Annotated in this window: 24 protein-coding genes; 14 read left to right on the top strand and 10 right to left on the bottom strand. The window is 34.3% G+C overall.

Annotated elements, in window-relative coordinates:
- Positions 1-145 precede the first annotated feature (145 nt).
- The 6 genes from srlA (at position 146) to GYM75_RS10725 (ending at position 4,232) form a co-directional block, all read left to right on the top strand.
- Positions 146-694 (top strand): glucitol/sorbitol-specific PTS transporter subunit IIC, encoded by a 549-nt coding sequence (gene srlA / locus GYM75_RS10750; RefSeq protein ID WP_220215943.1) that lies wholly within the window; start codon positions 146-148, stop codon positions 692-694.
- A 27-nt stretch (positions 695-721) separates the two neighbouring features.
- Positions 722-1,729, top strand: coding sequence for a PTS glucitol/sorbitol transporter subunit IIB (locus tag GYM75_RS10745; RefSeq protein WP_305054114.1), 1,008 nt, complete (start codon positions 722-724; stop codon positions 1,727-1,729).
- Positions 1,730-1,753: 24 nt separating this feature from the next.
- Positions 1,754-2,122 (top strand): PTS glucitol/sorbitol transporter subunit IIA, encoded by a 369-nt coding sequence (locus tag GYM75_RS10740; protein WP_220215942.1) that lies wholly within the window; start codon positions 1,754-1,756, stop codon positions 2,120-2,122.
- 10 nt (positions 2,123-2,132) lie between these two features.
- Positions 2,133-2,912, top strand: a complete 780-nt coding sequence (gene srlD / locus GYM75_RS10735) for a sorbitol-6-phosphate dehydrogenase (RefSeq protein WP_220215941.1) — start codon at positions 2,133-2,135, stop codon at positions 2,910-2,912.
- Positions 2,913-2,984: 72 nt separating this feature from the next.
- Entirely contained in the window at positions 2,985-3,350 is a 366-nt protein-coding gene (locus GYM75_RS10730) for a transcriptional regulator GutM (RefSeq protein ID WP_220215940.1), read from the top strand.
- A 102-nt stretch (positions 3,351-3,452) separates the two neighbouring features.
- On the top strand, positions 3,453-4,232 hold the full coding sequence (locus tag GYM75_RS10725; protein ID WP_220215939.1) for a DNA-binding transcriptional repressor: 780 nt from the start codon (positions 3,453-3,455) through the stop codon (positions 4,230-4,232).
- Between the two features lie 147 nt (positions 4,233-4,379).
- Here GYM75_RS10725 and serA read toward each other — a convergent pair whose 3' ends face one another.
- Positions 4,380-5,621: a phosphoglycerate dehydrogenase gene (gene serA, locus GYM75_RS10720; RefSeq protein ID WP_220217310.1), complete on the bottom strand. Its 1,242-nt coding sequence runs from the start codon at positions 5,619-5,621 to the stop codon at positions 4,380-4,382.
- A gap of 59 nt (positions 5,622-5,680) precedes the next feature.
- Positions 5,681-6,355: a ribose-5-phosphate isomerase RpiA gene (rpiA, locus tag GYM75_RS10715; RefSeq protein ID WP_220215938.1), complete on the bottom strand. Its 675-nt coding sequence runs from the start codon at positions 6,353-6,355 to the stop codon at positions 5,681-5,683.
- A 208-nt stretch (positions 6,356-6,563) separates the two neighbouring features.
- Here rpiA and GYM75_RS10710 point away from each other — a divergent pair, with 208 nt between their 5' ends.
- From GYM75_RS10710 to GYM75_RS10695, 4 genes are all read left to right on the top strand, one after another.
- Positions 6,564-7,463: a LysR family transcriptional regulator ArgP gene (locus tag GYM75_RS10710; protein ID WP_065558410.1), complete on the top strand. Its 900-nt coding sequence runs from the start codon at positions 6,564-6,566 to the stop codon at positions 7,461-7,463.
- 89 nt (positions 7,464-7,552) lie between these two features.
- On the top strand, positions 7,553-8,626 hold the full coding sequence (gene hemE / locus GYM75_RS10705; protein WP_220215937.1) for a uroporphyrinogen decarboxylase: 1,074 nt from the start codon (positions 7,553-7,555) through the stop codon (positions 8,624-8,626).
- Positions 8,619-9,212: a YjaG family protein gene (locus GYM75_RS10700; RefSeq protein ID WP_220215936.1), complete on the top strand. Its 594-nt coding sequence runs from the start codon at positions 8,619-8,621 to the stop codon at positions 9,210-9,212. The genes hemE and GYM75_RS10700 overlap by 8 nt, the downstream gene beginning before the upstream one ends.
- Positions 9,213-9,388: 176 nt before the next feature.
- Positions 9,389-9,661, top strand: a complete 273-nt coding sequence (locus GYM75_RS10695) for an HU family DNA-binding protein (protein WP_034946923.1) — start codon at positions 9,389-9,391, stop codon at positions 9,659-9,661.
- Positions 9,662-9,819: 158 nt separating this feature from the next.
- On the opposite strand, the gene ybaK is transcribed toward GYM75_RS10695, so the two are convergent.
- The 4 genes from ybaK to glyQ form a co-directional block, all read right to left on the bottom strand.
- A complete protein-coding gene (gene ybaK, locus GYM75_RS10690; protein ID WP_220215935.1) occupies positions 9,820-10,305 on the bottom strand; it encodes a Cys-tRNA(Pro) deacylase in 486 nt (161 codons plus the stop codon).
- Positions 10,306-10,372: 67 nt separating this feature from the next.
- On the bottom strand, positions 10,373-11,215 hold the full coding sequence (locus tag GYM75_RS10685; RefSeq protein WP_220215934.1) for a hypothetical protein: 843 nt from the start codon (positions 11,213-11,215) through the stop codon (positions 10,373-10,375).
- Positions 11,216-11,276: 61 nt separating this feature from the next.
- Entirely contained in the window at positions 11,277-13,349 is a 2,073-nt protein-coding gene (gene glyS, locus GYM75_RS10680; protein WP_363317398.1) for a glycine--tRNA ligase subunit beta, read from the bottom strand.
- 8 nt (positions 13,350-13,357) lie between these two features.
- Positions 13,358-14,293, bottom strand: a complete 936-nt coding sequence (glyQ, locus tag GYM75_RS10675) for a glycine--tRNA ligase subunit alpha (RefSeq protein WP_220215932.1) — start codon at positions 14,291-14,293, stop codon at positions 13,358-13,360.
- Positions 14,294-14,505: 212 nt separating this feature from the next.
- Between glyQ and envC the strand changes: the two genes are divergently transcribed.
- Positions 14,506-15,714: a murein hydrolase activator EnvC gene (gene envC / locus GYM75_RS10670; RefSeq protein WP_220215931.1), complete on the top strand. Its 1,209-nt coding sequence runs from the start codon at positions 14,506-14,508 to the stop codon at positions 15,712-15,714.
- Complete coding sequence (locus GYM75_RS10665; protein ID WP_220215930.1) at positions 15,711-16,532, top strand: divergent polysaccharide deacetylase family protein; 822 nt, start codon at positions 15,711-15,713, stop codon at positions 16,530-16,532. Before envC ends, GYM75_RS10665 begins: the two co-directional genes overlap by 4 nt.
- Here the strand turns inward: GYM75_RS10665 and rapZ are convergent, their stop codons facing one another.
- The 4 genes from rapZ to dsbB all read right to left on the bottom strand — a co-directional run bounded on the left by rapZ (position 16,533) and on the right by dsbB (position 19,416).
- Positions 16,533-17,381 (bottom strand): RNase adapter RapZ, encoded by an 849-nt coding sequence (gene rapZ, locus GYM75_RS10660; protein ID WP_220215929.1) that lies wholly within the window; start codon positions 17,379-17,381, stop codon positions 16,533-16,535.
- 97 nt (positions 17,382-17,478) lie between these two features.
- Positions 17,479-18,075, bottom strand: coding sequence for an XTP/dITP diphosphatase (locus GYM75_RS10655; protein ID WP_220215928.1), 597 nt, complete (start codon positions 18,073-18,075; stop codon positions 17,479-17,481).
- A gap of 76 nt (positions 18,076-18,151) precedes the next feature.
- Positions 18,152-18,808 (bottom strand): bifunctional tRNA pseudouridine(32) synthase/23S rRNA pseudouridine(746) synthase RluA, encoded by a 657-nt coding sequence (gene rluA, locus GYM75_RS10650; RefSeq protein ID WP_220215927.1) that lies wholly within the window; start codon positions 18,806-18,808, stop codon positions 18,152-18,154.
- A gap of 77 nt (positions 18,809-18,885) precedes the next feature.
- Entirely contained in the window at positions 18,886-19,416 is a 531-nt protein-coding gene (gene dsbB, locus GYM75_RS10645; protein ID WP_220215926.1) for a disulfide bond formation protein DsbB, read from the bottom strand.
- A 700-nt stretch (positions 19,417-20,116) separates the two neighbouring features.
- Between dsbB and rluC the strand changes: the two genes are divergently transcribed.
- Both rluC and GYM75_RS10635 read left to right on the top strand, forming a co-directional pair.
- On the top strand, positions 20,117-21,088 hold the full coding sequence (gene rluC / locus GYM75_RS10640) for a 23S rRNA pseudouridine(955/2504/2580) synthase RluC (RefSeq protein ID WP_220215925.1): 972 nt from the start codon (positions 20,117-20,119) through the stop codon (positions 21,086-21,088).
- A 36-nt stretch (positions 21,089-21,124) separates the two neighbouring features.
- Positions 21,125-21,781: a histidine phosphatase family protein gene (locus GYM75_RS10635; RefSeq protein WP_220215924.1), complete on the top strand. Its 657-nt coding sequence runs from the start codon at positions 21,125-21,127 to the stop codon at positions 21,779-21,781.
- The last annotated feature ends 75 nt before the right edge of the window (positions 21,782-21,856 follow it).

Genomic DNA, 21,856 nt, shown 5'->3' with positions numbered 1-21,856 from the left:
TTCATTTTTTTATTATAAATATCGTTTCTTTTGAAATAATTTCTTTCACAATAAAAGAAATTATTTCAAATTGTGACACAGTTAAAAGTTTTGCGCTTTTGAAATTGATAATCTTTGTTTGAAGTTTAATTAATGAGGAGAAATTATGATTGATACAATTTCATATGGTGCCGAATGGTTTATCGGTTTATTTCAAGAGGGTGGGAAAGTGTTTATCGGTATGGTCACGGGAATACTGCCCCTGTTAATTTCACTGTTAGTGGTCATGAATGCCGTAATCAAATTTATTGGGCAAGACCGTATTGAGCGCTTAGCACAAGCCTGCGCTGGCAATCCTATCTCACGTTATTTATTGTTGCCTTTAATTGGTACATTTGTTTTTTGTAATCCGATGACACTAAGTTTAGGGCGTTTTATGCCCGAGTTTTATAAACCTAGTTATTATGCGGCATCTTCTTACAGTTGCCATTCAATGAATGGGCTATTTCCTCATGTTAATCCCGGTGAACTTTTTGTTTATTTAGGTATCGCAGCTGGATTAACAACCTTAAATCTTCCTTTAGGGCCATTGGCCGTAAGTTATTTTTTAGTTGGCTTATTCACCAACTTTTTTAGAGGTTGGATTACTGATTTTTGTACTGCCATTTTTGAAAGAAAAATGGGCATTAAATTAGATCGAAAGGTACATCTATAACAAAAATAAATAAACAAGGAAATGAATATGATGAAATTTATTCGAATTGAAAAAGGTGAAGCCGGTTGGGGTGGGCCTTTAGAACTGCCAATTATAGCAGGTAAAAAAATCGTCTACATTGCAGCAGGCACTCGACCAGCAATTGTTGATACTTTAGAAAAATTAACGGGTTGGAAAGCTATTGATGGTTTTAAAGAAGGGGAACCGCCTAAAGATGAAATTGGTGTTGCTGTCATTGATTGTGGTGGCACTTTACGATGTGGTATCTATCCTAAAAATAGAGTGCCTACGATTAATATTCATGCGACAGGTAAATCTGGGCCACTTGCTCAATATATTTTAGAAGACATTTATGTGTCAGCGGTAAAACCCAATAATATTAGAGTGATTGAAAAAGAGATGGATACTGACATTCAGGAAGCATCTATTACAAACAATTCATACCAAAAAGCGCCAGCAAATAATTTTAAAGAGTATGACAGCAGCAAAAAAATTACCGAACAAAGTGATGGTTTATTAGCAAAAATCGGTATCGGTATGGGCTCAGGTGTTGCCGTGTTCTTTCAGGCAGGTCGTGACACGATTGATACTGTGCTTAAAACTATTTTACCGTTTATGGCATTTGTATCGGCCTTAATTGGTATTATCATTGCGTCAGGATTAGGTGATTTAATTGCTCATGGCTTAGTTCCATTAGCCGATAATCCACTTGGTCTGGTTATTTTAGCGCTTATTTGTTCTTTCCCATTACTTTCACCATTTTTAGGGCCTGGTGCGGTTATTGCACAAGTCATCGGTACATTAGTTGGAGTTCAAATTGGACTTGGTAATATTCCACCGCACTTAGCTTTGCCTGCTTTGTTTGCCATTAATGCACAGGCTGCCTGTGATTTCATTCCTGTCGGTTTGTCACTTGCCGAGGCAAAACAAGATACCGTGCGTGTCGGTGTTCCTGCTGTTTTAGTTAGTCGTTTCTTAACTGGCGCGCCAACTGTTTTAATTGCGTGGGCAGTATCGTTATTTATTTATCAATAAGCAAACGAATAGAGAAGGTTAATGATGTCAAAAATTATCTATTATTCAAAAATTAGACAAATTGGTGATTTTGCCAAAGAAGCATTGGCAGATGGTATGTTAATCCTGTTTAACGAAGGGGCGCCATCTGATTTAGCGGATTATTGCTTTATACATAGCCATGGTGAGTTAAGGCAAAATCTTAAAATAGGACAATGCATTCAATTGGGCAAGCACGCTTTTCAAATTACTTCAGTCGGTGATGTCGCAACGACTAATTTTAAAGAATTAGGTCATATCACATTAAAATTTGATGGGAGTTGTGATGCAGAATTACCCGGGACTGTCCATGTTGTAGGTGAAATACCCAATCAACTTAATATCGATGACGAAATTATAATTTTAACTATTTAAGGAGCTGAAGATGAAACAAGTAGCAGTCATTATAGGTGGAGGACAAACCTTAGGGGCTTTTTTATCTGAAGGTATTGCCGATGCTGGATATAAAGTTGCCGTTGCAGATTTAAATATTGATAATGCAAATAAAGTAGCTGAAACAATAAACAACAAGCATGGAGTGGGAACTGCAAAAGGTTTTAGGGTGGATGCAACCGATGAAGAAAGTGTGCGGCAGTTGGCTGACGAAATTGATAATACATTTAAACGAATGGATTTAATGGTCTATAGTGCTGGCGTCGCTAAAGCTGCTCCAATTACTCATTTTGTATTGAAAGACTTTCAATTATCCGTCAATGTTAATCTTACCGGTTATTTTTTATGTGCACGTGAATTCGCTAATTTGATGATTAAATATAAAACTGCCGGTCGAATTATACAAATTAACTCTAAATCCGGCAAAGTGGGTAGCAAACACAATTCAGGGTATAGCGCCGCAAAATTTGGTGGTGTTGGATTAACACAATCTTTAGCACTCGATCTTGCTGACTACGGGATTACGGTTAATTCATTGATGCTGGGTAACTTATTAAAATCGCCAATGTTTCAATCATTGATTCCACAATATGCTAAAAAACTTGGTATACCAGAAAACCAAGTTGAACAACTTTATATTGATAAGGTGCCACTCAAACGAGGCTGTGAATATCAGGATGTGCTTAATGTATTGTTATTTTATGCAAGCGATAAAGCATCATATTGTACAGGACAATCAATTAATATTACGGGTGGACAAGTTATGTTTTAACTCAATTTGGTGCGAAGGTATAGCGATGCCTTTCGCACATCTCTTTTCTGGTCTGGTAAAAAGGAGATAATAATGAATATAACCACTAATTTAGCCATATTCGCTCTAATTGCTTGGAGTTTACAAATAATACTTGGCTGGTTTCAAATTCGTCGTTTTAATCGAGCATTTTTATCGATGAAGAAAGGCACTTACTTAGGTATTGGTCGTAGCCAAACTCAACGTTTTAAACCGAAAGTTTTAATCGCGCTATCATTAGATCACGATAAAAAAGTGATTGATTCAGTATGGATGAAAGGGGTGACCGTTTTTGCATTGCCAAAATCGATACCACAATTATACGGACTAAATATTACTGATATTATGCCTGAAACAATTTTCCCGAATGATATTGCTTCACAAAGCGCCTTGATTCTTGCATTAAAAGCAAATAAATAATCACTATCTTTTATTTTGAAAAGTATTTTCTTTCATGATGAAGTATAATATTTTATACAATAAATTAATTCTATTAATGAACAGTAATAGTGGACTTCAATCATGAAAGTAAGGCAACGACAAACAGCGATCTTAGAATATCTGCAAAAAAATGGGCAAGTGAGTGTTGATGAGTTAGCTACCCATTTTCAAACAACCGGTACCACTATTCGAAAAGATCTTTCTCAGCTCTATGAGAGTGGACTTGTGCTACGGACTTATGGTGGTGCAATGTTAAATCGAGAAATTGGTGACCGAGCAATCGATCACAAAACTTATATTAATACGGCACAAAAAAAAGCAATAGCCCAAGAGGCCGCAAAACTAATTCATGATGGTGATTCTGTTATTTTTGATGCAGGTAGTACCGTTGCACAAATGATTCCTATGTTAGCTCAATTTAATAATTTAACTATCATGACCAACAGTTTATATATGGTGAATGAACTCGTTGCTAACGATAATGATCAAAATATTATATTAACGGGTGGCACATTTCGCCGTAAATCTGCCTCGTTTCATAGTAATAATGCTTCAGCAATTGCAGCATTTGAATCCTATTCATTTGATAAACTGTTTATGGGGGCTGATGGTGTTGATCTGGTTGGTGGTGTAACCACCTTTAATGAAAGTTATCATGGTAGTGTGGCAATGAGTAAAGCAGCTGCGAAACTGGTTTTATTAGCGGATTCTTCAAAATTTGGACGACGAAGCCCAAATGTGGTTTGCGATTTAAATGCAGTCGATACTATCATTACCGATGATAATTTAGACGATAAATATTATGATGCTTTGATACAACGGGGTATCAATGTAATTAAAGTGAAAGTAGTCGATAATTAAACTAATATAAAATTTGATAGCATTTGAAACTTAATTCAATAAATATTTGGCTTCTTTTGTAATCTTAATGCACATTGCCATATTTAGATACATTAGAAACCAAATCTAATTACCAATTAGCTTATCATTGATAATTTTATTTAATAATTAAAATAACAATCTAGCTCTAATAGTCCCTGCGACATTTTTAAGTTTAATTAATAACTCTTCAGCTTTACTTTGTTCAACTCTATCGATATCAATGACTACATAGCCAATTTTAGGATCCGTTTGTAGGTATTGAGACGAAATATTTAGACCTTGTTCGGCAAACAGAGTATTGATTGCGGTTAATACACCTGGTTGATTATGGTGAATATTGATAAATCGACTCGAACCTTTAGCCGGAATAGGTAAAGAGGCTTCAGGAAAATTGACAGCTGACAAGGTCGCACCTGTGTCGGAATATTTAGCCAATTTAGTTGCCACCTCGATACCAATGTTTTCTTGAGCTTCGCTGGTAGAACCACCTATATGTGGAGTGATAATGACATTATCGAATTCACATAATGGCGATTCAAATGGATCATTATTACTTGCTGGTTCGGTCGGAAATACATCAATGGCGGCACCACTAATTTTATTGGCTTTTAAAGCATCAGTTAATGCATCAAGATCGATAACTTTACCGCGTGATGCATTAATTAATATCGCACCTGATTTCATTTGATTGATCTCATTTTTGCTGATCATTCTGATTGTCGTCGGGTTTTCAGGGACATGCATACTGACAATATCACTCATTGCGAGTAATTCATTCATGGTTGCTATCTGTTTTGCATTACCTAAAGGTAATTTAGTCTCAATGTCATAAAAATAGACATTCATTCCCAATGATTCTGCTAATATACTTAATTGGCTACCAATGTGACCATAGCCAATAATACCCAAGTTTTTACCTCTAGCTTCATGGGATCCGGTGGCTATTTTATTCCATTTACCTTGGTGAGCTTGAGCATTAGCTTCAGGTACCCGTCTAAGCAATAATATGGCTTCGGCTAAAACAAGCTCAGCAACAGATCGGGTATTGGAAAATGGAGCATTAAAAACAGGAATACCTTTAACAGTTGCAGCATCTAGATCAACTTGATTGGTTCCAATACAGAAACAACCAATACCAGCTAATTTAGGTGCTGAGTTAATAATATCTTCGGTTAAATGAGTTCTTGAGCGAATTCCAATGAAGCGGACATCTTTTAAGGCTGTTTTAAGTTCGGTAGGCGATAAGGCGCTTTTAAGATATTCTATATTTGTAAAACCAGCGGATTTGAGTACCTCAACTGCACTAGGGTGAACACCTTCAAGTAATAAAAACTTATTTTCATCTTTGGTTAAAGCCTGAACGACCATCTTTTCCTCTCTTTCCATATACCACATCAATGCATAAAACTTTAATGATAACACTCAATTTAATTTGAACAACGGTTTAATGTTAACTCTTTAACACCTGAACTTGAACCGACTAATGCAATGTTTGCACCTCGGTTAGCAAACAAACCAACTGTGACGACACCCGGAATGTTATTAATATAATTTTCTAATTCAATTGGGTTTGTGATGACTAAATCATGAATGTCTAAAATTACATTGCCATTATCAGTCACAACACCTTGACGATAAATAGGTTTTCCACCCAATTTAAATAACTCTCGAGCAACGTAAGATCTAGCCATTGGGATGACTTCAATAGGTAAAGGAAATTTACCTAATACATTGACTACTTTAGATTCATCAACAATACAAACAAACTGTTTAGCTAATGCTGAAACAATTTTTTCGCGCGTGAGTGCAGCTCCACCACCTTTTATCATCTGCATCTGATAATTAATTTCATCTGCGCCATCAACATAAACATCCAAACTATCGACTTCATTACAATCAAGTACGGGAATACCATAGCTGAGTAGTTTTTGGGTAGAAGCTTCAGAACTTGAAACTGTTCCTTTAATTTGACCTTTAATCGTTGCTAAAGCATCAATAAAATGTGCGGCTGTTGACCCGGTTCCAACTCCGACTAAAGAGTTGGGTTTTACAAACTTTAAAGCAGACCAGCCGACCGCTTTTTTTAATTCATCTTGCGTCATGATATCACCGTAGTTTTAGATAATTTTTATTCAAAAAAATAAAATTTTGAAAGCAAAATTACTGAAGATATGGCATAGTAACCGTTTGGAAGGCAAAAATCATTAGTATTTTGATAAAATATATTAAGTTTTAGATCTATTTAATAAATTAGCCTGATCTAAAAGGTTTGAGAATTCAAGCAAAGATTCAATTATTCGTAAAGAGATTATGAAGCGTCCAGATTATAGAGCATTACAAGCATTAGATGCAGTAATAAAAGAGCGAGGTTTTGAAAGAGCAGCCGATAAATTGTGTATTACACAACCGGCGGTTTCGCAACGCATCAAGCAACTTGAAAGTTTTTTTGGTCAACAGCTTTTAGTCAGAACCATTCCTCCAAAAGCGACCAAGCAAGGCGAACATCTTTTAGGATTATTGCATCAAGTAGAATTACTTGAACAGCAATGGTTAGGTGATAACGATCAAAATCCGACACCATTGTCGTTATCGATTGCAATCAACGCGGATTCGCTTGCTACCTGGCTTTTACCAGCGCTAAAACCTGTGTTAGATAAAAATATTTTACGTTTTGATATACAAGTTAAAGATGAAGAACATACATTAGAATTATTGCGACTTGGTACGGTTGTGGCGGCAATCAGTATTCAAGCCAATCCATTACCGGGTTGTTTGTCAGATATGTTAGGTGCCTTAGACTATATTTTTGTTGCGTCGCCTGATTTTGCAAAAAAATATTTTCCTAATGGCGTTACTCGTTCTTCTTTGTTGAAGGCGCCTGCGGTAGCGTTTGACCATTTAGATGATATGCATCAAGCTTTTTTACAAGAGAATTTCAATCTTACGCCAGGAAGTGTCGTCTGTCATATAACCAGTTCCTCTGAAGCATTTGTTCAGTTGGCTAAACAAGGTTCGGCTTGTTGTATGTTACCAAAACTTCAAGTTGAACAAGAGTTAAAAACAGGTGAGCTTGTCAATTTGACTGAAGGTCTTTATCAAAGACGAATGCTTTATTGGCATCGATTTGCCCCAGAAAGTAGTGTGATGCAAAATATTTCTGAAACATTGATTCGTTATGCACAAAATGTGCTCTCTCAACCTCATAAATAATCGATTATATAAGCATATAAGATGCTAAAATAACATGTTAACTTTAAACGTTTGGATCAATTGTCATAACAACTAAAAGAGTCGATGCTATGTATCAACTAAAAAATGATCGTTATTTACGAGCTTTACAGTGTTTACCTGTTGATTACACGCCTGTATGGATGATGCGCCAAGCTGGGCGTTATTTACCTGAATATCGTGATTTAAGAGCTAAAGCAGGGGATTTTATGACGATGTGTCAAACTCCCGATTTAGCTTGTGAAGTGACTTTACAGCCACTGAAAAGATTTGATCTTGATGCCGCCATTATTTTTTCTGATATATTAACTATTCCTGATGCAATGGGTCTTGGTTTGTATTTTGAGACGGGAGAAGGTCCTAAATTTAAGCAATCAATTCAGTGTCTATCTGATATTCAGCGACTTCCCATTCCTGATCCAGAGCAATCATTAAGATATGTGATGGATGCCATTCGGCAAACCAAAAAAGAACTTGCCGGAAAAGTACCATTAATTGGATTTTCGGGTAGTCCGTGGACACTTGCTACTTATATGATTGAAGGTGGTAGCAGTAAAGCTTTTACTAAAATAAAAAAAATGCTATATAGTGATCCTAAAGCACTGCACCTATTACTTGAAAAACTGGCTAACAGTGTAGCTATATATTTAAATGCCCAAATTGAAGCCGGAGCGCAGTCGATAATGATATTTGATACTTGGGGTGGGGTACTGAGTCATCAAAGCTATCAAATGTTTTCATTAGATTATATGAAATTAATTCTATCGCAATTAAAACAAGGTAAAAAGAGTCAAGATATCACTTCTTATGTACCTGTAACCTTATTTACTAAAGGTGGCGGATTATGGTTAGAAAGTATTATAAACTCGGGATGTGATGCGATAGGTGTTGATTGGACGGTTGATCTAAGTAACGTGCCACAAAAAGGACAAATAGCGGTACAAGGTAATCTTGATCCTTCAGTCTTATATGCTGATAAGCTAATCATTGAAGCGAATGTAGATGCTGTGTTATCGGAATTTGGCTATCATAATGGGCATGTTTTTAATTTAGGGCATGGTATTCATCAAGATATTCCGCTAGAACATGTACAATATTTAATTGACGCGGTTCATCGTCAATCAAAAAGGTTTCATCATGATTAAAAACCCAATTCAATTAAGAATGGAAAAATTGCCTGAATGGCAACAACGATTATTTATGGTTTGTTTGTGTGAACGAATGTACCCTAACTTTGTTTACTACTGCAAACAAGTTGAAAATCAAGAAGATAGCAAAAATTACAAAAAAATACTTGATTTAATATGGGAATCCTTATTAGTCTATGATGTAAAAATAAACTTCGATTTACAGCTAGAAAAATTAGAAGCTATCATTCCGGTTTTTACTAATGAAAGCCCTTATATGGTCTATCCTGCTATTGATGCATGTCAGGCACTTAGCGAGTTGTTACACTCGTATTTAAGTGGTGATATTGCTGAACACACCGCTAAAGTAAGTAGTATATCAGCGACAACCGTTGCTGAATTTGAGATGACTAAGAACAATGTTTTACTTACTGAAAACGAACAAGAGCTTTTACCGACTGTGAAAGATGAATTTGATTTGCAATGGGACATTTTTCGTTTATTGCGTGATGAAAGTAACTCACCAGTAGATTTGATCAAAGGTCTTAAAACTGAAATTCGGATGGCAAAAATTAGTAATATTGGTGTTTTTTTGAGCGATTAAAGCGTTCAAGCCATGATTTTTTTACTTTTTAATAAATTTTTCTTTAATATTAGAGCAATATAGACTACATTTAACAATAATGTAACCTAAATGCTGTTTACAGGAGAAAAGTTAGTAAGTAGCTTTTCTTAATTATGTTAACTTTAACAATAAAATAAATATGTAAGGATATTTCCATGAATAAAACAGAACTTGTCGACGCAATTGCTAGTAAAGCAGATATTACTAAAGTTGCAGCTAAAACTGCGTTAGAAGCTACATTAGCGGCTATCACTGAATCATTAAAAGCTGGTGAACCAGTACAATTAGTGGGTTTTGGTACTTTCAAAGTTAATTCTCGTAAAGCACGCACTGGTCGTAATCCTAAAACAGGAAAAGAGATCAAAATTGCTGCAAGCAAAGTACCTGCTTTTGTATCAGGTAAAAGCTTAAAAGAAGCGATTAAATAATTCTCTTCTTTTCCTTTCTATCAATTTCATTGATGGAATTTGTCTTAAGGTCATAAAATTTTTTATGACCTTAATTGTTGGATATGCAACACAAGATTTAATCCGCCTGTAAACCTAGTATTTCCTTTAATTTTCAATTTAGTTGAATGTTAAACTGATCAAACTATAAGGTCGACTAACTTAGCATTTAATACATTGAGCAAATTTTGGGGAGTAATTTCAATTTCTAAACCGCGTTTTCCACCCGATACAAATACTGTATTGAATTGATTTGCTGTTAAATCAACAAGTGTCGGTAATAGTTTTTTTTGTCCAAAAGGACTAATTCCACCGACTAGATAGCCTGTTATTTTTTGTGCTAAATTGGGATTGGCTAAATCCACTTTCTTACAATTTAATGCCTTTGCTGCTTTTTTCAGATCCAAATGATATTTAACAGGTACAACACAAACTGCCAAAAATTTATCATTTCCATTCAAACAAACAACTAATGTTTTAAATACCTGCTCTGCTACCACATGTAAGTTAGGATCAAGTTTATTAATAGCTTCTAGTCCATATTGAGTCTCATTAGGAGCATGTTCATAATGATGAACATTAAATTTGATTTTTAACTTTTTTAGCAAACTGATAGCTGGCGTCATTATTATTATCCAAATGGTTAACCTTAGAAACTATCCCTACCAACTAAGTTGGTAGGGAAAAGTAATATTAAACAATTAAACCGTTATTACCATTTTGATTGTCATTTTGTTGGGGTGTGAATTGCTCATTTTGATTAACTGATAAAAAATAAATACGATAGAAAAAGCTAACCAAAAATATTTGTAAGAAGCAAGAATAGATGCTGAAAATGATACCTAATACTGTCATAACTATGAATGAAAATATTGATGTAGTGGCGATTTTATATAGGTATAAAGATAAAGCTAAAATAACAAAATATGATATTAAAGCAATTATGGTAATAAGTTTATTTTTAAATACTAACTTAAAGCTTATACTCATTTGTTCAAACCAACTTTTTTGTTGATTGGGATCGATAAGAGTAGTACAAAAGTAAATTATAAATATACTCAAAAAGATAAATAAAACTATAAATATAAGAGCCATTAAAAATAAAGTTAATTGTTTATTTAATATCAGGTTTAATACAAGAGATAATATTGATATAATAATAGAAGCCATTATCGTTATTACAATCATAGCTAAAAATGTCAGAAGAATTTTTATAAAGTTAGAAAAAAATTTCTCAATAAAAAATTTTGAATCAAATTTTTGTCCAAGATTAAAATTAGAAATGCCAGCACAAAATGCTGCCATCTGAATGCTAACCATTAAAAAAATAACAACGAAGAATGAACCATTGACTTGGTTAGGCTGAAAAGATATAGCATCAAAATTAAATAATGTGCTTGTAACAAAATAACTCATTAAAATAGCAAATAGCGTATATACTACTGAAAAAATTAGAAATTGTTTTAAACGATTTCGCATAAATGTAGTAGTGTCTTCTAACAAAGAAAAGAAACTTAAATTTGTTTTTAATTCCATGAAAAATACCTTATAGTTGGTTTATTTTATTAACATAATTGATATAAAGTGTTAAATCCTTTTATGATTGTAAAATTGAAATATCAGCAACACGTAAAAACAACTGTTGTAGAATTTTCAATAAAGCAAGACGATTGAGTTTTACTTTTTCATCTTCAACCATGACCATCACAACTTCGAAAAAAGCATCAATTGGTGTTTTAAGTGCTGCAAGTTCAACTAAAATATCTTGATAACGACCTTCGTTGAAATATGGAGCTAACTTATCTGACAAGATTGCAATCTGTTTTGCTAATTCTCCTTCTGCACCAGCTTCAAGCAGTGAAGCATTGATCGTATCAGGAATTTCTACGTTCGCTTTAGACAGTATATTTGATACCCGTTTATTTGCTTCTGCTAATGATGATGCTTCTGGTAGTGTTCTAAAATGTGTTACGGCTTTTACACGCGCATCAAAATCGGCTGGTTTAGTAGGATTAATAGCCAATACGGCTTGAATAGTATCAATGGTGAAACCAAGTTCTTGATACCAAGCACGAAAACGACCTTGCATAAAACTAACAATATCGGTTACAACATTTTGATTGTTTAATTTATCACCATATAGTGAAGTGGCAAATTCAGATAATGTAATAAGATCTAACGGTAAGTTTTTTTCCACAATGATTCTTAAAACACCAATAGCCGCACGTCGCAGCGCAAAGGGGTCTTTGTCGCCTTTAGGGTGTTGTCCAATACCAAAAATACCGGCTAAAGTATCCATTTTTTCAGCGATTGATACAGCGCTTGAAACAGGCGTACTTGGTAACTCATCACCTGAAAAACGAGGTTTATATTGTTCTTCTATGGCGGTGGCAACTTCAACACTTTCACCATCTTTAAGCGCTAAATAACGTCCCATAATCCCTTGCGTTTCAGGAAACTCGAAAACAGTGTTCGTGACTAAATCACATTTAGTCAATTTGCCTGCGCGTTTCGCTTGTGCTACATCTGCACCAATTTGCTCAGCAATGAAACCTGCCAATGATTCTATACGTAATGCTTTATCTTTTACTGTACCCAACTGTTGTTGAAATAACACTGTTTCAAGGCGAGGTAAGCGATCTTCTAAACGCTGTTTTAAATCTGTTTTATAGAAAAATTCGGCATCGGCTAAACGTGGACGAACCACTTTTTCATTACCGGCAATGACCACTTGCGGATCTTTTGACTCAATATTGGCAACAAAAATAAAATTCGGTAGTAATTTTCCTTGTTTATCATAAACAGGGAAGTATTTTTGATCGCCTTTCATGGTATAAACAAGTGATTCAGCAGGGACATCTAAAAATCGTTCTTCAAATTTTGCTGTCAAAACAACTGGCCACTCAACCAATGAAGAGACTTCTTCTAATAAACTGTCTGTTAAATCCGCTTTACCATTGAGTTTTGCCGCTGCAGCTTCTGCTTGTTGTTGGATGATTAATTTACGTTTATCATAATCAGCAATAACTTTACCGCGTTGTTCTAAAATTTCAGGATATTGATCGGCATTATCGATAGTAAACTCTTGTTCACCCATAAAACGGTGTCCACGAATCACCCGTGCGGAATCAATGTCTAAAATAGTACCAGGTACCAGTTCATCACCATATAACATCGTCACAGTATGGCTTGGGCGAATAAATTCAACTTGACGGGCTGCCCAGCGCATTGGTTTTGGTATTGGTAATTTGTTTAAAGCATTTTTCACCATATCACATAACAAATTGACAACCGGCTGTCCTTTTTGATTTTGTGTATAAGAAAGCCATTCCCCTTTATCTGTTTGTATTCGTTCTGCTTGATCAACCGTAATACCACAACCACGAGCCCAACCTTCTGCGGCTTTTGTTGGATTTCCTGCTTGATCGAATGCTGCACTTACTGCCGGGCCTCGTTTAACGATTTGACTATCAGGTTGAGTATCATTCAGATTTAATACTTTTAACGCTAATCGTCTTGGTGATGCATACCAAAGGACTTCACCGTGTTCTAAATTTGCATTATCCAGTTGTTCGATAAAATTAGCCGCAAAACTTTCAGCCAAAGTGCGGAGCGATTTTGGTGGTAACTCTTCTGTACCAATTTCCACTAAAAATGTTTTTTGCATAATATATATTCCTACTTAGATGATGCACTTTCGTTTGAAGGTGAATTTTGGCACATAGGGAAACCGAGCGCTTCACGTGATGCATAATAAGCTTCGGCGACCATTTTAGTTAATGTTCGGATACGTAATATATAGCGTTGTCGCTCAGTAACCGAAATGGCTTTACGAGCATCAAGTAAATTGAAACAGTGAGCAGCTTTTAAAATACGTTCATAAGCTGGTAAAGGAAGCGGCTTATCTAACTCAAGCAAAAATTTTGCTTCCTTTTCATGTTGTTCAAAACAGTAAAATAAGAAGTCAGTATTCGCATATTCAAAATTATAAGTTGATTGTTCAACTTCGTTTTGATGAAAAACATCGCCATAGGTCGTTTTACCGAATACTCCATCACTCCAAATCAAATCGTAAACACTATCGACGCCCTGAATATACATGGCTAGTCGTTCCAAACCATACGTTATTTCACCTGTTACTGGCTTACATTCAAGTCCACCGACTTGTTGAAAATAAGTAAATTGGGTTACTTCCATGCCATTTAACCACACTTCCCAGCCAAGCCCCCAGGCACCTAAGGTTGGGTTTTCCCAATTGTCTTCAACAAAGCGAATATCATTGATTGTTGGATCCAGACCAAGCTCTTTTAATGAACCTAAATAAAGTTCTTGGATATTATCGGGTGAAGGTTTTAAAATAACTTGGAATTGATAATAATGTTGTAGCCTATTTGGATTTTCACCATAACGACCATCAGTAGGGCGACGAGAAGGCTGTACATAAGCAGCATTAATTGGCTCAGGTCCAAGCGCACGTAAACAGGTCATTGGATGTGATGTACCAGCACCCACTTCCATATCTAAGGGTTGAATCACCGTACAACCTTGATTAGCCCAGTAATCTTGTAACGTAAGTATTAAACCTTGAAAGGTTTTGACATTAAACTTTTGCATGATGTTGTCTTTATGGTTGAATTGATTTTTTCGATTTTTAAAACAGTGCTGTATTTTATACTTTTTATTGATACTTGTGAAAGCCTAATTATTTCATCTTCCAATTATGTTATTTAACTATCTTAATATAGTTTACATTTTGCATCTTTACCCATTTGTAGGTATAGTGACACTATCATTATTGCTTGGTAATAAATCAAAAATAAAACGCCATGTCTATTTATCAAAAAATCATAGTTATTATTTTTATTGCGTTAATAAATGTTAAGTTTTCATATGCCGATGATAATCAGCGGCTTGAATCTGTGCGTCGTTCTATTGAAGAACAGGAAAATCGTATAGCACAACAAAATAGACAACGTATTGAGTTAGTCAAAGCACTTAAAGATCAGGAAACTGAAATTGCCAACTTACTGGTTTCAATAGAAAAAAACGACTTAACTTTAAAAAAATTGAGTCAAGAAATTACCGAATTGATTAAACAGATTGAGGAACTTAATCTTAAACAACAACAGCAACGTGATGTGTTAGCAAAACAGTTAGTGAATGTATTCAAAATAGGTAAAACATCCAGTTTAGAACTCGTTTTCTTGGGTCAAAAAAGTGAACGTAATGAACGTATCATAAATTATTACGGATACATTAATCGAGCAAGAGAAGAATTAATCAATGATTTAAAAAATACCCAATCACAGCTTGCCGAAAAAAAAGTTTCACTTTTGAAAAAGAAATCTTCCAAAAAAGCATTACAAGATAGACAAAAACAAGAACAAGTAGGTCTTGAGAAAAATCACCAAAATCGTAAAAAAACAATTAGTTCGCTTGAATCGTCAATGCAACAAAATCAACAAAAATTGGCACAATTACGCGAAAATGAAACAAAGTTACAAGCGAAAATTGCTCAAGCAGAAAGAGAAAGCCAACGTATTGCTGAAGAGGAAGCAAGGCAAGCAAAGGATATTCAAGAAAAACAGAAAAATGCTAATTACACGCTAAATTCTGATGAGCGAGCATTGATGGCAAGAGTCAGTGGTATAGGCAAACCACAGCATCAATTCAATTGGCCTGTGAATGGTAATGTTAAACATCGATTTGGTGAATCATTACAAGGCGAGTTATATTGGAAAGGTTTAGTCATAGATGCAAAAGAAGGCGTCAAAGTAAAAGCAATTACAGATGGAAGGGTATTGCTAGCGAGTTGGTTACAAGGATATGGTTTTGTGGTAGCACTTGAACATGGTAAGGGTGACATGAGTTTATATGGATATAATCAACGTGTTTTAGTCGAGGTTGGAGATAAAATTCAAACAGGGCAACCCATTGCTATTGTTGGTTCAAGTGGAGGACAAAATACTTCAGGGCTCTATTTTGAAATTCGTCGGGATGGTAAAGCCCTTGACCCAAGTGGATGGTTGAAATGATTAGTCGTATTATTATTTTAATAATTTTCAGTTTATTTGTTCTTAATAGCCCATTGGTTTTGGCATCAAATCTTGTAATTGTTATTGATGATTTTGGATATCGTCAACATAATGAAGAACAGATTATTTCCTTTTCACCCAATATAACGGTTGCGGTTTTACCGCATTCACCGAATGCTAAACGAATTGCTACGTTGGCTAAACAAAATGGTAATGATGTAATTATTCATTTACCAATGGCTCCCTTGGGTAAACAGCCATTAGAAAAAGATACCTTATATCCAAGTATGAATCAGGATCAAATCAGCCGAATAATTGATGATGCTGTTAAAAACGTTCCTTATGCGATAGGTGTCAATAATCATATGGGTAGTTTGATGACATCAGATTTAAAGGGTATGGAGCAGGTTATGGACGTGTTAAGCCATTATTCGTTATTTTTCTTGGATAGTAAGACTATCAGCAAAACACAAGTAAAACGAGCAGCAAGTAAGTATAACATTCCTGTCGTTGAGCGTGATGTTTTTTTAGATGATGAACAAAACGAACAAGCAATTACTCATCAACTTGATCAAGCCATTTATCTTGCACGAAAGAATGGATTTGCAATTGCAATAGGCCATCCTTACCCTCAAACAGTTAATGTATTAAGAAAAAAATTGCTGAATTTACCTGATGATATACAGCTTATGAAACTTAGTCATTTAGTCAACGCTACAGTTTTACATGAAGGATCTAAAATAACGTTTAAAGAGCTTCTGGAAAAATATCAACGATTATTTTATGAGATATACTATTTTTATATCTTGCAAGAATAATTATCTTTTTTCTAAAGTGCGATGACGAGTTTGAACTTGTTTATTTTTAGCTCGAAAAAACTCAGCTAATTGCTCTGCAATAAATACAGAACGGTGTTGACCTCCAGTACAACCAATGGCAATAGTTAAATAACTGCGATTATTTTTTTCTAACAATGGTAACCAATTTTCTAAATATTCCGCAGTTTTATACGTAAAATTGCTCACTTCATCATGTTTTAAAAGATAGTTTTTTACTGGCTCATCTAATCCAGTTAGCGGTCTTAAAGTTACATCCCAATGAGGATTAGGTAAAAAACGAACATCAAAGACAAAATCTGCATCCACCGGTAAACCATATTTAAAACCAAATGATTCAAAAATCATGGTTAATTCACGTTCTTTTTTACCTAAAATACGTGATCTCAATATATCTGTTAATTCATGCACAGAAAGATTATCAGTGTTAATCAATAAACTTGCATGGGATTTTAACGGTTCTAAATACTTTTCTTCCAGATCGATGGCTTCTTCAAGCGAAAACTGTTGATTAGCTAAGGGGTGAATGCGTCTTGTTTCACTATAACGTCGTATAAGTGTATTACGGCTGCAATCAAAAAAAAGAATTTCTGGAGAAACAGAATGCGGTAAACGTTGAAATATATCTTTATCGAAATCGAAATTGATAGGTAAATTTCGGATGTCGATACTAACAGCAACAGGGGTTTTATTATTTTTAAGTGAATCAGCTAATTGTGGTAATAAAGCAACGGGAATATTATCGACACAATAAAAGCCCATGTCTTCTAATGCTCGTAATGCAATCGATTTTCCTGAACCTGAGCGGCCACTTACTATTAGTAGGATCACAATATCAACTCCAATATAATTGATGCATTAAGTATATAACGTTTTCGTAAACTTGCAATTTAGAATACAAACAATAACGCAATAAACTAAATATTTTTTAATATTTCGCGTTTATTTCTTTAATCAATTGTTTAAGAGCTTGTCCTCGGTGTGAAATGTTGCTTTTCTGTTCTTTAGTTAGTTCTGCTGCGGTGCAATTTAATTCTGGTATGTAAAATAATGGATCATATCCAAAACCACCTTTACCTTTTAGTTCATTCAAGATTAAACCATTCCATTTACCTAAACAGATAATGGGCGTAGGATCGTTTTCATGACGCATAAAAACTAGAGCACAATAAAAATAAGCAGAACGCTTTTCTTGAGGAATGGGTTGTAATGCTTGAAGTAATTTCTGATTATTACTTTCATCATTTCCGTGCTCACCTGCATAGCGTGCAGAATAGATACCCGGTTGACCATTGAGTGCCTCCACAACTAACCCTGAATCGTCGGCTATGGCGGGTAATCCCGTTAATTTTGCGGCATATCTTGCTTTTATTATGGCATTTTCGACAAATGTTAAACCTGTTTCATCGGCATCAGGAAGATTAAACTGACTTTGTGCAACGATATCAAAACCCGCATCAGCCAGCAAATTTTGTAGTTCATTGACTTTGCCTTGATTATTGGTTGCTAAAACTATTTTTTGCATAAAAGGTTCCTTAACCTATTGGCTTAATATTCAATCTGATTTATTAAAATTAATTTAGTGTTGTTGAATTCATTTATTAAAATTCAGGATCACAAGTAAAAGTCATGTTTTCACCTGTTTTAGGATGATTAATTGTTAATAATTGTGCATGCAATAGTAATCTTTTTGACATCGAGAATGCTTCAGGATGAGCATAAAATTTATCCCCTAAAATTGGATGACCAATAGCTTGCATATGCACACGCAGTTGGTGAGAACGCCCCGTAAATGGGAATAATTTAATGCGAGTTGTATTATCGGGGTTTCTTGTAATAACTTGATACTCTGTTAATGCATGTTTGCCATTTTCCATATCTACCATTTGTCTAGGTCGATTAGGCCAATCACAAATCAGTGGTAATTCAACGGATCCGTTGTCTTGCTCAACATGCCCATATACAACTGCTATATAGGTTTTTTTAGGAATACGTTCTCGAAATTGTTTTTTAATTTCTCGATCGGCAAGTTTAGATAATGCAGCAACCATAATTCCACTGGTTGCCATATCTAAACGATGTACCGATTCAACATAACTAAATTTTTGCTGCAAACGATGAATGATACTATCAATAAATTGTGGTTTATTGCCAGAAACCGATAAGATTCCCGGTTGTTTGTTGACAACAACGATATGATCATCTTGATATAAAATTGACAGCCAAGGATCAGTAGGGGGATGATATTCCAAAAGCATTTAAATATGACAATTAATAACTAAAATTGCCACATATTCTAACAAACTCAACAAAAAGTGCCAGTTCTATAAATAGCTTACTTATGCCATGTTGATTCTTTAGGTGTAAATAGCTGTATAAACAATATTATAAGCCCAACAATAAGATAACACGCAAAAATAATGATCATCCATTGTGACATTTCAATCGTTAAAAAAGACCAAATTTTTTCTGAACAAGAACCATAAGCATTAAATACCTCTGGTAACCAAGTATCTAAAGGTAACCATGATGGAAATTCAGCTTTAATTGAACAAGTATCTCCAAAACTAGGTTCGAATTGTAGGTGCGCATGGAATTTAGCTAACTGGAACCCTTGAAGTGCGCTAATAAGCCAAACGAAAATGCCAACTAAGCGAAAAGAGGTTTTGCGTGGAGCCAGAAATCCAATAATACTTCCTAACATTATGCCAAAAATCGCACAACGTTGGTAAATACATAAAGTGCAGGGTGCAAGACCTAAATTATATTGGAAATGAAGTGCTGTTAATTCAAAAATAACGGTTGAAAGAAACAGTAAAAACCAAGCAAATCTTCCACGTGAATATTGATTAAGCAGTGATAACATACTATTTTATTCCTTAAGAATCCGTTATAATTGATTATCTTTTAATATAACGAAAAAAACCATCTCTTTATCATTAAGAATAGTGTAGATTATTTAAGATTAATGTAAACGACTTTTACTCATAGTTATGATTATCCAGATTTAAAAAAGACACGAAAAAAACTGAAAAGGATAAAGAATCACTTATTTTTCAAATAGATTAGGAAAACGAATTTATCCTCCTAATTTCTGATAAAGAAGAATCAAACATCAACTTTAGCAAATTAAATTATTTTATAAAGGTAATTTTATTAAAAAAAACATAACAGTGATTTAAAAAATAAATTAAATAGTGAAGCGCCAGAAATACTATTTAATATAGGTTTACTAAATTTTAAATTAAATTCACAAAGACAACTAATCATTTGAATAATAATTAATTAATTTCTGGTAATAGTGAAATTTGAAAGATAATATAATATTACAACTAAGTAAGTTTGTTTATATTTTCCTTCAAATGATAAAAACATGATATTAAATATTGAATTGTTCAGTTTCTATTACTATTCATTATGAAGAATTATTTCTAAATAAATAGAAAAATGATGATAATGATAGAGCAAGTTATTTTAATGATTTTGAAAAAAATGAATAGATTAAATAATAATTATGAAAGTTTAGATTATTATTGGGAAGTAATTATAGAAGAGTTATAACTAACATGCACACAAACTCCCCTCAAAAAAAATTGAATGTTACTTTTGTGACGATATCTGAAGAAAATGCGACTCAACGTATTGATAACTTTTTAGTCACCTATTTGAAAGGTGTACCAAAAAGCATGATCTATCGTATATTACGCAAAGGTGAAGTGCGGGTAAATAAAAAACGTATTAAACCAGAGTACAAATTAAATATTGGCGATGAAGTTCGCATTCCTCCAATTCGAGTTGCTGAAAAAGCCACACCCGAAATCTCAACAAAATTAAATAAAGTGGCTGAATTAGAGAAGGCAATTATTTATGAAGATGAGGTAATTTTAGCTATCAATAAACCTTCGGGAATTGCTGTGCATGGTGGCAGTGGCTTAAGTTTTGGTGTGATTGAAGGATTACGAGCATTAAGACCTGAAGCAAAATTTTTAGAGTTAGTGCATCGAATCGATCGTGAAACATCAGGGGTGCTGCTAATTGCTAAAAAACGCTCTGCATTAAAAGCGTTGCATGAACAGCTTCGTCTTAAGCAGATGCAAAAAAACTATTTGGCATTAGTGAAAGGTAATTGGTCTTCTGACTGTAAAGTGATTCAAGCACCATTGCTGAAAAATGTGCTTAAAAGTGGTGAACGCGTTGTGAAAGTTGATAAAGAAGGGAAACCTTCAGAAACGCGTTTTAAAGTTGAAGAACGATTTGAGTTTGCCACTTTGATAAAAGCCAGTCCGGTAACAGGCCGAACCCATCAAATTCGGATTCATACCCAATATGCTAATCATCCGATTGCTTTTGATGATCGTTATGGTGATCGTCAATTTGATGCATTATTATCACATACTGCACTTAACCGTCTATTTTTACATGCGGCGAGTGTTAAATTTATTCATCCTAAAACTCAGCAAGAAATGCTATTACAAGCCCCAATGGATGCCACATTGCAAGCTTGTTTAACTCAACTTAGAAAAGATAAATTTAAATAAACATAATTTAAAAAATAAATAAGGTAGTTAGCACCAATGAAAGATATCAATTTATATTTAATTAGACACGGTCAAACGGAATGGAATATTAAAGATCAAATGCAAGGATCACAAAATTCTCCCTTAACCGAAGAAGGAATTTTGGGTGCAAAGGTAACAGGAAATTATCTTAAAAATGTTCCTTTTATACAGGCTTATTCGAGTAACCAACAGCGTGCAATGGAAACTCGAGACTATATAATTAATGAAAATGTAAATCTTATTCCAACTGCTGAACTTCAGGATCTATGTGAAATGGATTTTGGTATTTGGGAAGGGAAACACGTGCCAACATTGAAAAAAACGTTTCCTGAATTTAACACTTATCTCACCGATCCTGCTAATTTTGATGCATCGGTGAATAAAGGTGAAAATTACCAACAAGTTTTAGCACGTATGGAGCGGGCATTAAACACAATTATCGAAAATACCAAGCAAGATACTGGTAATATTTTAGTTGTTTCACATGGAACGGTTTTAAGAATTTTGCTTTGTGTTTTAAACGGTGGAGATTGGCGTTTACATCGAAATGAAGATTACTTCCCTAGAATGTTAAATACGAGTATTAGTTTAGTAAATTATAAACAAAACGATAATCAATCAAAAGGGGAATTTACAGTCAAATTTTTCAATAATGTTGATCATTTAGCGTGAGTTGAAATAAGAGCTTAAACTTAGCTAATCTGACTAATGTAGATAGTAACATTAGTCAGAAATCATTAAAATATT

This window comes from Gilliamella sp. ESL0441, from assembly GCF_019469185.1.
Taxonomy (GTDB): Bacteria; Pseudomonadota; Gammaproteobacteria; order Enterobacterales; family Orbaceae; genus Gilliamella.
The sequence above is the reverse complement of the archived record's forward strand: the minus strand, read 5'-3'. Positions and strand labels throughout refer to the sequence as shown.